At 39.3% G+C, this 12,601-nt stretch carries 14 protein-coding genes; 8 read left to right on the top strand and 6 right to left on the bottom strand.

Features of this window, described 5'->3' with window-relative positions:
• Positions 1-22 precede the first annotated feature (22 nt).
• Positions 23-373 (top strand): arsenate reductase, encoded by a 351-nt coding sequence (locus tag AAC388_RS00680; protein WP_005066786.1) that lies wholly within the window; start codon positions 23-25, stop codon positions 371-373.
• Between the two features lie 38 nt (positions 374-411).
• Here AAC388_RS00680 and AAC388_RS00675 read toward each other — a convergent pair whose 3' ends face one another.
• Positions 412-849, bottom strand: coding sequence for a DUF2147 domain-containing protein (locus AAC388_RS00675; RefSeq protein WP_002121971.1), 438 nt, complete (start codon positions 847-849; stop codon positions 412-414).
• A gap of 152 nt (positions 850-1,001) precedes the next feature.
• On the opposite strand from AAC388_RS00675, the gene AAC388_RS00670 reads away from it, so the two are divergent.
• Together AAC388_RS00670 and AAC388_RS00665 are read left to right on the top strand one after the other, a co-directional pair.
• The gene (locus tag AAC388_RS00670; RefSeq protein WP_336030580.1) at positions 1,002-1,913 is read left to right on the top strand and encodes an alpha/beta hydrolase; all 912 of its coding nucleotides are present in this window, start codon (positions 1,002-1,004) and stop codon (positions 1,911-1,913) included.
• Between the two features lie 174 nt (positions 1,914-2,087).
• Complete coding sequence (locus AAC388_RS00665) at positions 2,088-3,281, top strand: GGDEF domain-containing protein (protein WP_005066779.1); 1,194 nt, start codon at positions 2,088-2,090, stop codon at positions 3,279-3,281.
• Here the strand turns inward: AAC388_RS00665 and dsbD are convergent.
• From dsbD to AAC388_RS00645, 4 genes are all read right to left on the bottom strand, one after another.
• Positions 3,276-5,102, bottom strand: a complete 1,827-nt coding sequence (gene dsbD, locus AAC388_RS00660; RefSeq protein ID WP_342371066.1) for a protein-disulfide reductase DsbD — start codon at positions 5,100-5,102, stop codon at positions 3,276-3,278. The genes AAC388_RS00665 and dsbD overlap by 6 nt on opposite strands.
• An 18-nt stretch (positions 5,103-5,120) precedes the next feature.
• Positions 5,121-5,888 carry a transporter gene (locus AAC388_RS00655; RefSeq protein WP_014207941.1) on the bottom strand — a complete coding sequence of 256 codons (768 nt, stop codon included), beginning with the start codon at positions 5,886-5,888 and terminating at the stop codon, positions 5,121-5,123.
• A 12-nt stretch (positions 5,889-5,900) separates the two neighbouring features.
• A complete protein-coding gene (locus tag AAC388_RS00650) occupies positions 5,901-6,446 on the bottom strand; it encodes an ankyrin repeat domain-containing protein (RefSeq protein WP_005066773.1) in 546 nt (181 codons plus the stop codon).
• 153 nt (positions 6,447-6,599) lie between these two features.
• Positions 6,600-6,950, bottom strand: coding sequence for an HPF/RaiA family ribosome-associated protein (locus AAC388_RS00645; RefSeq protein WP_001019316.1), 351 nt, complete (start codon positions 6,948-6,950; stop codon positions 6,600-6,602).
• A gap of 252 nt (positions 6,951-7,202) precedes the next feature.
• Between AAC388_RS00645 and puuE the strand changes: the two genes are divergently transcribed.
• The 5 genes from puuE (at position 7,203) to AAC388_RS00620 (ending at position 11,330) form a co-directional block, all read left to right on the top strand.
• On the top strand, positions 7,203-8,168 hold the full coding sequence (puuE, locus tag AAC388_RS00640) for an allantoinase PuuE (RefSeq protein ID WP_342371065.1): 966 nt from the start codon (positions 7,203-7,205) through the stop codon (positions 8,166-8,168).
• Positions 8,169-8,267: 99 nt separating this feature from the next.
• Positions 8,268-8,771 carry a 2-oxo-4-hydroxy-4-carboxy-5-ureidoimidazoline decarboxylase gene (gene uraD / locus AAC388_RS00635; RefSeq protein ID WP_002121920.1) on the top strand — a complete coding sequence of 168 codons (504 nt, stop codon included), beginning with the start codon at positions 8,268-8,270 and terminating at the stop codon, positions 8,769-8,771.
• Entirely contained in the window at positions 8,768-9,091 is a 324-nt protein-coding gene (uraH, locus tag AAC388_RS00630; protein WP_342371064.1) for a hydroxyisourate hydrolase, read from the top strand. Before uraD ends, uraH begins: the two co-directional genes overlap by 4 nt.
• 24 nt (positions 9,092-9,115) lie before the next feature.
• Positions 9,116-10,483, top strand: a complete 1,368-nt coding sequence (locus tag AAC388_RS00625) for a nucleobase:cation symporter-2 family protein (RefSeq protein WP_342371063.1) — start codon at positions 9,116-9,118, stop codon at positions 10,481-10,483.
• A 121-nt stretch (positions 10,484-10,604) separates the two neighbouring features.
• Complete coding sequence (locus tag AAC388_RS00620; RefSeq protein WP_086266279.1) at positions 10,605-11,330, top strand: outer membrane protein OmpK; 726 nt, start codon at positions 10,605-10,607, stop codon at positions 11,328-11,330.
• Positions 11,331-11,383: 53 nt separating this feature from the next.
• Here AAC388_RS00620 and hpxO read toward each other — a convergent pair whose 3' ends face one another.
• On the bottom strand, positions 11,384-12,541 hold the full coding sequence (hpxO, locus tag AAC388_RS00615; protein WP_130173112.1) for an FAD-dependent urate hydroxylase HpxO: 1,158 nt from the start codon (positions 12,539-12,541) through the stop codon (positions 11,384-11,386).
• Positions 12,542-12,601: the final 60 nt, after the last annotated feature.

Below are 12,601 nucleotides of genomic sequence, written 5' to 3'. Positions count from 1 at the left end.
CTTTTTGACATGGTCCGATAAAATGTTAAAAATTTATGGAATTAAAAACTGTAACTCAATGAAAAAAGCATTTGATGCCTTGCAGGCTAAAGGGCTTAACTATGATTTTCATGATTATAAAAAACAAGGCATTGATGCAGATACTCTAAAAATCTGGTTAAAAGAAATTGGACAAGATACCGTTCTTAACAAAAAAGGCACGACTTGGCGCAAGCTTTCAGAAGAAGAACAAAATCGTGCTCTAAGCAGTGAAGATCACCTGATTGAAGCACTCATTGCTCAACCAAGTTTGATTAAAAGACCTGTTTTAAAAACTTCACAAGGCTTTATTGTAGGTTTCGATGAAACCGCCTATCAAAATATTCAAGCCTAAAAAAACGAGCCATTTGGCTCGTTTTTTTATTAAAACTTTTAGTTCGCGCGAATCCACGTTTGGTTACGACCAAGTGCAGAAACGCCAATATAACCACGTAATTTAAGCTTTTTGCCGCCATCAGTTAACTCACCTTTCAGTTTGTAAGTTTTACCTGATTTTGGGTCTAAAATCGTACCGTTTTCATAACTGTTACCACCTACATTTTTTAAATTATGTACAATGGTGACACCTTTAAGCGGTTTGTTTTTGTACGGACCTTCACATTTTGTACAAGCGTTTTCTTCACCTGGTGTCAAAATGTTTTGGATGGTTGCTGTTAAGGTTCCGTCCTTCTGTTCCGTAAATTTCACTACGGCTTTTGGCTTGTTGGTCTGATCATCAATCGTTTTCCATACCGTTCCATTGAGTGAATCAGCCGCATTGGCAAATGCAGCCATACCAATGAGTCCTAAAGCTAAAGCAATCTTTTTCATTTTTGTAATATCCTTGGGTCTTTCAAGATTTTCAGTATTCAGAAGTCGCAAAGATATTGCAATTTTTGAATGTGACTGTTTCGTGTAACCTTGTAATCTTGCAAAATAAAATTTACAAGAAAACAAGAAACTAGCATAAAAATGGATGCTATATGAATATATCAAATGTTTGGAAATATTATTTTACAGAAACTTTTCTTAAAACAACAATTCGCAAGCCAAGCCAGCTAAATTTGCCGGCTACTGCCTTACGTCCTGTGCTAGATCAGATGTGTCGTGCTTTCCCACGACAAAAAAATGTTTCTGTGCGCCCGATTCGACTAGCAGGTATTAAAGGTGAAGAAATCAAACCGCAAGATTCTGCGACTCAGCTGATTTTTCACATTCACGGCGGTGCTTTTTTCCTTGGTAGTATTAAAACACATCACGCTTTTATGACGGATTTAGCTGCCCGCACTCAAATGCAGATTATTCATGTGGACTATCCACTTGCACCTGAACATCCATACCCTGAGGCAACTGAAGCTCTATATGACATCTATCAGTCTTTGATGGTGCAAGGTATTCAGCCGAAAGATATTATTTTATCGGGTGATTCATGCGGAGCAAATTTAGCGCTGGCACTTTGCTTGCGTTTGAAAGAACAACCTGAACTCATGCCGAGTGGCCTGATCTTGTTGTCTCCTTTTTTGGATTTAACACTCACGAGTGAGTCTCTTCGGTTTAACAAAAAGCACGACGCCTTATTATCTATTGAAGCCCTACAAACAGGTACTCAGTACTATATAGGCAATCATATCGCAGCTGATGACCCACGTGTTTCACCTATCTTCGATGACTTGCATGGCCTACCACCAACTTTGGTTCAAGTGGGTTCTAAAGAAATATTATTAGACGATGCCAAGCGTTTTAGAGAAAAAGCTGAAGATGCTGGCGTTAAAGTTCAATTCAAACTTTATACGGGCATGTGGCATAACTTCCAGATGTTTAATGCATGGTTTGATGAAGCTAAACAAGCATTGGCAGATATTGCTGAATTTGCCCACGAACTCGATAAAACTTAATTTATTTATAAATGATGTGAATAGGCCTCAAAACTTTTCACATCATTTTCTTTATAAAAAGTCATCATATATAAATTGAAAATCATGTTATGTTTAAAATATAAATTATTGAAACAATCCAATTTTAGGATGGTCTAACAAAGAGGCATCTATATTTAGGAGCCCTTATTTATTATGAAAAATCGTTTAATCACTTATCCCGTAAATAGAATAAAACAGGTGATAATCGATTTCATCCACAATAATCACATCATCAACTGGACGCCATTACAAAAAAGCGCACTGATGCTCACACTTGCTTGCGCAATGAATTTCAGTTGGATTTTATGGAAAGGCTATATTTTAATTACACCAAGTGTCTGGCAATGGGCAAATTTACCTTTAGTTGAATCACAAATCTGGCTCAATTTATTTACCTTATTTTTATTAGTCCTTTTGATTATTCCCTGTTATCGCTATAAAAATGATGAATGGGCTCAAAAAGTTATTCCTTTCATTAGCGTGCAGTTCTTTGCACTTATGCTATGTCATGATGGATATTTAATTGGCAGTATCAGCCCTGCCACTATGGTCGGTTATGTGGGTACGATTGGGGTGGGTTTGGTGTTATTTGACCGTAAAATTGTTTATAGCGCCCTTGTACCTGCCACAATTATTTTAACTGTTTGTACATATTTAAGTATGACAGGTGCTTTAGCGTATGCACCTCTATTTAATTTTAGAGCCATGGATCATGCCCAAACCAATTCTTTCTGGTTAGGAAGTATGGCTTTTTTTATTATGCCTATTTTATTGGCCTGTTTTGTTTTATTTGAAATATTACTCACCCAATGGCGTCAGCGAGAAACTTATATTCAACGTTTAAGCCAAATCGACCCATTAACTAATGTATTAAATAGACGTAGTTTAAACATGCATTTGGAGTCGCTACACCAACAACAATTTGATTATGCTGTGGTACTTCTTGATATCGATCATTTTAAAAAAATTAATGATATATACGGCCACCATCAAGGTGATCAGGTCTTAATTGAAATTGCTCAATGTCTTTCTGAGAATTTACGTAGCGAGGACATTATTGGTCGATTTGGTGGAGAAGAATTTATTTTATTACTCCCTCACACCGATATTATTCAAGCAGAAAAAATTGCTGAGCGTTGTCGCCAAGCCTTGCAAGAATTACCTGTTTTTACCGCTCAAAATAATCCTATTCACATTAGTGCGAGTTTTGGAATAAGCAGTTCAGCTTTTGCAGAAGACCCTTATCTGGTTATTCGGCAGGCTGACCAAGCACTTTATGCGGTAAAAGCTTCGGGACGTAATCAGGTACGTACATTTCATCAGACCGAAACTATTGATACTTTATGATTCTTTAAATTTTGCCAAACTCGCGAGTTGCTGCAAAAGCTCTTGCTGACTAAAAGCGCCCGTTAAACGTAAAGCACGAATCTCTTTTTGCTCTGGGCTTAAAAATAAATAGGTCGGTGGTCCTAAAATATTCCACTGCTTGAGTAGCGCTTCATGCGACTGGTCATAATGGCTCAAATCAAGCTTAATTAAATAATAAGGTGCAAGAGCAGACTGGACCTCTGGTGCTTTTAAAATACGGTGCTCAATCGGTTGGCAGGCAACACACCAATCTGCATAGACATCAACCACAATAGCTTGATCAGTAGGTGCTGCCGCTAAAATTTTCTCAAAGTCTGCTGCACTAGTCGCAATATGCCACTCGGCCATGTGGGCAGAACTTTGCAAAGTTCGATTTTGTATATGTTGATATTGGTTATAAGCTACAAAAGGGGTAACGATTAATAATAAAATCGCGTAGAGCCATTGTAGTTGCCCTTTTTTCCAGAAAAACTGATAAACAGCATAGGCGATAAAAGCAAGGCCTAATACGAGGCTAAGCACTTGCATGCCCAAATCTGGCAGCAAAGGACGAATAAAATAAAGACTTAACCCCAACATCAGAAAAGCAAAAATCACTTTAATCTGATGCATCCAGTCGCCCGCTTTAGGCAAGAATTTTGCCCCTAAAATACTTGCCAGCAATAGCGGAATTCCCATTCCAAAGCCTAGGCAGAATAAAAGCAAAGCACCTTGCCACTGATTTTGCGTTTGAGAAATAAATAATAAAGTTCCAGCGAGAGGTGCGGTCATACAAGGACCCACCAAAAGCGCAGAAACGACACCCATAACCCCAGCACCGACCAAAGTACCGCCTTGTTGCATTGACTGAATACGGTCAAGTCGGTTTAACCATGTCTGAGGTAAACGAAGCTCAAACAAACCAAATAAGTTCAGAGCAAAAACAATAAACAGCAAACTAAAAGCAATTAAAGTCGCTGGCTGTTGTAACCAGCGTTGGAAATTTAAGCCTGCCGAAGAAGCAATTAAACCCAAGCCTGCATAAACTAATGCCATGCTACACACAAAAGTAAGCGCAATGGTCCAAGCCTTTAAACCTTTATGTTCGCGAATGATCAGTGAAGTTAAAATAGGAAGCATCGGTAAAGAACATGGCGTAAATGCGAGCAACATGCCTAAACCTAAAAATAATAAAATTCCATACCACAGCGAGTTCTCAATTAACTTGGCTGACCAGATCTGATCTTGCGCAATTTGAGGTGTAGTTGTATCAGCTGCTGTCTCTGTACTCTGCTCTTTTTCTAAAGATTCTGAACCCGAGGAAGTGTCGGATTGTGTATTCGCTAAATCTAGTAATCTTTTTGGCGCTGTTCCTGCTTGGTTTTGCACACCCACCAAGCCATCTGCATCGGTTTGAAACTCAATGGTTTGAGGTGGATAACAAATACGGTCTTTGGCACAGCCCTGCCAAGTCACACTATAGTGCTCTGAAGGCTTAGTCTTAATTTGGAAATTAACTTGATGGTAGTAAACCTGACTTTGCCCATAATTTTCATCATATTGGGCAACCGCTTTAGGTAACTTTAAAGTTAAAGGTTGAGTACCTTGTTGTACAGAAAATTTATGCTGATAAAGATAATAATTTGGCTGAATCTGCCAAGACAAACTCGCAGTATGCGGCTCAGAAGATTCAACCGAAAATGAAAAAGCTTGTTCGGGCGAGAGTAGCTTATCTTGCGCAGGAACCAACTGGCTAAATACACAAACAGCAACTGCTACAAAATAAAGAATTCCCTGATGAATAAGCTTTTTCATTAACATAAATTTAAATTGCTTCGATTAGAACAAGAATGCCACGCCTAAGCCACCGTTGTAGCTCTTGTCTTGACCCTCTAAATCAACCCCGATACTTGCATCGAGCTGAGTACGATCATTTACGGCGTAGACTAAACCTGTCCCTAAACCATATTCGTAATCTTGGCTTTCAGCTTTACGGTAAATGAACTCAGAATAACCTGACAGCTTACCTGCGATTTTATAATCAATCGTTGGAATTGCAGTTACTGCCCAGTTACTATTTTGTACTTCGTAGCGCATGGTAATTGATGTGCCGACTAAGTCATTATATTTATAAGCGACTGCTGAACTTAAGCTATAAATATCGTCATGTGCAGTAAATTCATCATTTCCAGTGGCAATGATCGCTTCCGCTAACACAGCCATTGATAAGTTTTCATCGTTTAGATCAATTGCTTTTTTCAAACCGATGCTGACATCACCAAAACCTGAAGTGTCATGTTTTTTACCAGCACGTTTAGTTTGAGTCCATGCTGGACCTTGCCATCCTAATTGTAATTCCAAGCCATCGGCTAAACCGGTACGGAATAACATATCTTCATTTACAGTTACGGTCTTTTCTTTAACGCCATCAACCGTTGATTCTGTATACGTTGCACTTGGTAAGCCTTGTTCCCAAGCCAATTTACCAACTGGAGTAATCCCTGTTCCAAAACCTGCACCTGGGCGGTCAAAAGAAAACTCTGCAGCAAACGTACTTCCTGCGGCAACAGTGGTCAAAGCAAAAGTTAAAATTTGAAATGTTCTCATTCTATTATCCAATCAAGTAGTTAGTTCTTTTGACATTTTTGCCCCATGTTGGCGCAATAACTCTAATGTTTCACGCTCTTCTTGAAGCGCTTCTGACCAATCTATTTCATCAAAGTCACAATCAAAGAACAACTGACTGATTGAAGATAAAATAGTGAGTCCCTCTTCATCGCGTGTGTTTGGATCAACTTTTTCATTTAATAAACGTTGAACGGCTGGCGCACATGCCGAGCTTGCCGCATCCCATAAAGGACCATAAAACTCTTCTGCATCCCAAAGGTGTACATTCGCTTTGGCTTGAATCAACGCTTCGAGAATATCGAGGTAAACTTGTAATGATTGTTGCTTTTCTTCTTTTGATAGTGGTGTACCCGCTTCATAAGCTTCTGATACATCTTCCCACCATTTAAAAATTCCATCACAAATGATTGATACAGGTGGCCCTTGTTCCGGATCAATAAAGTTCGGATCAAGTCCTTCAGCAAGTAATTTTTGCACTTGCGCGAGTTCTAATTCTTCTATGGCTTTAATTAAAGCTTGCTGCTGGGTGGTTAACATGACCATCTCTCAAAAATATATTAGGGCTATTATGCCTAATCTCTTCTGAAGATTTTAGAGGTTGATTGCATCGCATTGCAAACCTAATGTTGTGAATAGTTTTATTTTCATCAAATATAAAAAAAGCCCCGAAGGGCTTTTTAGTATTTTAAATTAAACTTCATCATCAATGAATTCTGGTTGACCACCTCTCGGGTGTTCTTTTTTCTCAAAAGTATGTTCAAGGCTACGTTTTAATTTTTCAATCGCGCCATGAATCGAGGCGTCAATATTTCCTGCTTTATGATGTACTGCAACTGGTTTCAAACCTGAAGGACGCGCTTCAATCATACAGTGGATATCTTTGTCACCACCTTTGTCCCCATTTTCATCACTAAAGTGAACCGAAAAATGCGTAATACGTTCGCTATGACGTTGGAATTCTTGAGTAAGTTCTGCACGTACATAAGTAATTAAACGTTCGCTGTTATGGATGTTTTTATCTGTGCGGATTTCAATATTCATAAATACCATCCTCTCTTTCTTACTGTGGATCTTTTCTATGCAAAACTTTTTTATGTTGGCATGTTTTAAGCATGCATGAACTGACTTCAATTGTACATTTTGATGGTGTAATGGTTTGTTATCTCCTGACTTAAACGTACTGCTTTTAATTTATTTTGAAGATCTTCATACCTTCAATATCAGTCCATCTATAAAAATATGCAAGCTGATTTTTTAAATTTTTATGAAAAATTGAACAAAAGGAGAGCAATCGTGTCCAAATCTTATCTATCTGGAGCAGAGCTTATTGAGCAAATCCAGAAGTCTCCTTATTCACGTGATTTAATCGGATATCACGGACAGCCTCCACAGGTTAAATGGCCTAATAATGCCAAGGTTACTGTGCAATTTGTGCTTAATTATGAAGAAGGTGGCGAAAAACATATTGAGCACGGCGATGAGGGCTCAGAACAGTTTTTATCAGAGATTATTGGTGCCGCAAGTTACCCTGCTAAACATATGTCGATGGACTCTATGTACGAATATGGTTCACGTGCTGGATTTTGGCGCATTCATAATGAATTCCAAAAGCGCAAACTTCCAATGACCATTTTCGGAGTTGCAATGGCGCTTGCCCGCAATCCTTATATTGTAGAAGCAATTAAGCAAGCTGACTATGATGTTGTTTCACATGGCTACCGCTGGCTTCACTATCAAGATACTGATATTGAAGTCGAAAAGAAGCATATGGAACAAGCTTTAACTGTTTTAGAAAACTTGTTTGAAAATAAAACTATAGGTTGGTACACCGGACGTGACAGCCCTAATACACGTCAGTTACTCGCAGAGTTTCCACAAATACAATATGACTCTGATTATTATGGCGATGACCTACCTTTTTGGACAACGCTTACCGATACTACAGGTGCATCACGCTCTCATCTGATTATTCCTTATACTTTGGAATGTAACGACATGAAGTTCTGCTCACCAGGCGGATTTAATAGTTCAGAACAGTTTTTTCAATATTTGAAAGATAGTTTCGATGTGCTGTATGCAGAGGGAGAAACTGCACCAAAAATGATGTCGATTGGAATGCATTGCCGCATTTTGGGGCGTCCGGGCCGTTTTAAAGCATTACAAAAATTTCTCGACTATATTCAAATGCATGATCGAGTATGGGTATGTCGTCGACAGGAGATTGCCGAACATTGGTATAAAAATCACATAACTAAATAATTGATTTTTAATTTTCAAAATTCATAAGCGAATTAAAACTCGCTATTGGCACTGTTATTGCTAAAACTCCATAACAAGACAACGAGTTTAGGAATAACAGTGTTTTTAGCCGAGTTTAATCAAGCCCCACCAGAACAACTCAAGACTTTGTTAAAAAACTGTGTCCATATTCAAGCATGGGCCGAAAAAATCATCTCAAAACGTCCCTATTCAACAAAAGCATCTCTTTTGGAATATGCAGAACAATTAAGTCAAATGTGGTCATGGCAAGAGATTCAAGCAGCTTTAGCAACTCATCCAAAAATTGGTGAACGCGAAGCTAAAAAACAACTCAATGCAAAAGAGCAAGATTTTTCATCTAAAGAACAAGCTGGCATTTCTTTAGATGAACAAACACAACAAGCTCTGCTGCAAGGTAATCTTGATTATGAGCAAAAGTTTGGCTTTATTTTTTTAATTAAAGCGGCAGGCCTCAGTAGTGATGAAATTTTAAAAAAGCTACATGAAAGACTAAAAAACGACTTAGCTATCGAAAAAACAATTGTACATGAGCAACTCGCAGCGATTGCTCTATTACGTCTATCTCAGGAAATACAAGCATGATCAGCACTCATATTTTAGATACGAATTTAGGCAAACCAGCTGCAGACGTAGAAGTAAAGTTGTTTCATGCAGCAACCCATGAACTGATAGCGACAGCAATCACCAATCAAGATGGTCGAGTGAGTGATTTTGGCATAACAGACTTTGCAAAAGGTGCTTATCAACTTGAATTTGAAATTGCTCCTTATTTTTCATCGCAGCAAGTCAAAACTTTTTTCCCGCGTGTTTGTATCCAATTTTTCATAGAAGACATCAATCAGCATTATCACATTCCTTTATTGATCAGCCCATTTGCTTACTCCACTTATCGCGGTAGCTAACTCAGATATAAATAGGAGAAAAATATGAATCATCAGCAAAAAAATGCGATTTCTCCAGAGCATGAATATTTGGGAATTTCCAAAAGTTTTGCTTACGGCTTACAGCATGTGCTGACCATGTATGGTGGCATTGTAGCCCCGCCCTTGATTATTGGAACGGCAGCTGGCTTAAGCTCAGCACAAATCGGAATGTTAATTGCGGCTGCGCTATTTGTAGGTGGGTTGGCAACACTGATTCAAACAATCGGTACCAAATATCTAGGCGCAAAATTACCTCTGGTACAGGGTGTATCTTTCGCAGGTGTTGCAACGATGGTCGCCATTATCACTACAGGCGGTGGTTTACCTGCTGTCTACGGCGCGGTCATTGCTGCATCTCTAATTGGACTGTGTCTTGCACCTTATTTTTCTAAAATTATTCGTTTTTTCCCACCTGTTGTGACAGGATGTGTCATCACGATTATTGGTCTATCTTTGTTACCCGTTGCGATTCGCTGGATGATGGGTGGCAACAATAAAGCACCTGACTGGGGTAGCGTAGAAAATATCTCTTTGGCACTGCTGACCTTAGGCATTGTGATTGTTCTAAATATGCTGCAGCAAGCAGGCATCCGTCGCATATCAATTTTGTTGGCTATTGTTACCGGTACTATCCTCGCCTACTTTATGGGTTTTGGTGATTTTAGTCAGGTGAGCTCAGGCGCATGGCTCCAATTTCCACACTTATTTGCATTTGGTTTACCGACTTTCGAGCTCAGCGCTATCTTATCGATGTTGATCGTCACTTTGGTGATTATGACTGAAACCACAGCCGATATTATTGCTGTTGGAGACATTGTAGGAACTGAGGTAGATGCTAAACGTATCGCCAATGGTGTTCGTGCGGATATGTTTTCCAGTGCTTTTGCCCCTCTCTTTGGTTCATTCATGCAAAGCGCTTTTGCCCAAAATGTTGGACTGGTTGCGATTACAGGCATCAAGAGTCGATTTGTCGTAGCAGCAGGCGGTGTCATTCTGATTATTTTGGGTCTACTACCTATTATGGGTCGTTTAATTGCAGCGATTCCAATGCCCGTACTTGGTGGTGCAGGTTTGGTCTTGTTTGGGTCGGTTGCAGCGAGTGGAATTCGTACTTTGGCAAAGATAGATTATAACGATCAGAAAAATTTGATTATTGTGGCAACTGCTTTATCAGCAGGGATGATCCCTATTATTAACCATGAGTTTTATGCTCATTTCCCGGTTTGGGTACAAACTTTGTTCCATTCAGGCATTAGTTCAACTTGTATTTTTGCTATCTTGTTGAATTTATTATTTAATCATTTGCCTTCATTTAATAGCTCGCGTACCCCGCATTTGAGCCAAACAATAAATACAAGAAATACTCATTAAAGATTTAGTTTTTAGCGCCCCACTTCGGTGGGCTTTTTTTTAACCGTTGATCAAATTTGGCTTCATTTTTGCTTAAGACCCTGTATCCTTAGCGTGCTTTATTTGGGGGGAGATCATTTAAATGCAATTAAAGCAACTTGCGGCGACTTGTGCCTTGTTATCTGTAACTGCCATGGTTCAGGCGAAACCAATCTGGCAAGATTTTAGTGTGACTGGACTTTATGGCGAAAACTATGAAGTTGTAGATGACAAAGAAACCACCATTACTTTGGAATATGCAGCAAAAGTTAAATACGCTGATGTGTTTTTCTTTATGGACCGCATGCGTGGTGAAAATGACCACAAGAGTACTTACTTCGAGTTATCACCACGCCTAAGTTTAGGCGAAGTATCTGGTAAAAAACTGTCGTATGGCCCAATCAAAGATGTACTTATTAGTACTACTTGGGAAGGTAACAGTGAAGACGGCAATAACTTCGATAACTTCCTTTATGGTTTTGCAGTTGATTTAGATATCCCATATTTCCAATATGCAAATTTAAACTTCTACCGTGCAAATAATGAGAACATTGACGACGATTATCAAATGACATTCGTTTATGGTATTCCATTAAAATTAGGATCTGAAGATTTCTTGGTAGATGGTTTCCTTGACTGGTCAACTGCTGAAGGCGACCATGCGAGCGAGTTAAACTGGACAACTCAGTGGAAATGGAATGTAGGTAAACACATTTCTCCCGATACACGTCTATACCTAGGTATCGAGCACTCAGTGTGGAATAACAAATTTGGTATTAAAGGTGCCGACGAAAATAACGTTAGTGCCTTGGTTAAATACCACTTCTAAAATCCAAATTTAGAAGATAAAACAGCAAGGAAAGTTCCTTGCTGTTTTTGTTTTTAATCAAGTGGATTACCCACAATATTACTAATAATCCCCTGCATAATATGCCCACCTTGTTCACGACGTAATTCTTCATACCATGCTTGTGTAACTGCTTCATCTTTCATATGTGTCACATCACAACGTTTGCGTGCGCGAAGCACCAATTCATTGGCACGTTCATTGCGCTTGTTTTGATAGCGACGTAAAGCATCCTCTAGCCCCAAAGTATTAATTTGCAGAGAACGCGCTAAATAAATCGCATCCTCCATCGCTTGGCAACCGCCTTGCCCAATATCAGGTGTCGTGCTATGTGCAGCATCACCCAAAATCACCACGCGACCTTTATAAAATTGAGTGAACGGTTCAATATCATGTATTTCTACCCGATTGGTCTTTTGCGGGTCTAAGCGTTCAATAAGCTGCTGTACGGGTTGACACCAATCAACAAAATATTGTTTTAAAAGTTTTTTATATTCATCTCGATTATTATCTAACCCTGCTGGTAAAGGGACATCTAAAAAGAAATAGAACTTTCCATCTGCAACTGGCATTAAAGAAGCTCGCTTGCCTTCCCCCACATAAGTCGTCCATTGCTGGGCCGGGGCTAAATCTTCAGAGATCTCAACCAAACCATTCCAGTTTACATAACCTGCGTAACGGCGCTGCACTTGCTGCCCCAACACATAGCTCCGTGTAAGTGAGTGAGTCCCATCAGCCCCAATTAATAGATCAGCCTGTGTTGAGCTACCATCTGCAAAATGAACCTCGACATAATCAGCTTTGTCTTCAAGGCTGACCATTTTTTTGCCTAAATAAATCTGATCACGACCAAATTCATCCATTAACATATTTTGTAAATCAGCACGTGCAACTGGATAAGGTCGTTGGCCCACTTCTTCAATTAATGGCAGTAAACTGAATTGTGTCATCACATCTCCAGTTAAACCATCCACATAGGCCAAATCATCCATTTGTCCACCAAGTTTGGCGATTTTGTCAGTTAATCCCAGATAGTTCAGACATTTCACACCATTCGACCACAGTGAAATTGCCGCGCCGACGGGAAGAATCTTTTCAGTTTGTTCAAAAATGCGAACTTGGTGACCAAATTTCTTTAATGCAATGCCTGTGGTTAGACCTCCCATTCCTGCACCAATAATCACCACATTCATAACACTCTCCTATAGATATTCACCTATAGGGTGCTTATGCTAAAAACATGCCATCGTTCA

The sequence above is a fragment of the Acinetobacter sp. D009 genome (assembly GCF_038562025.1).
Lineage (GTDB): Bacteria > Pseudomonadota > Gammaproteobacteria > Pseudomonadales > Moraxellaceae > Acinetobacter > Acinetobacter pittii.
This window is presented reverse-complemented; position numbering and strand designations above follow the sequence as displayed.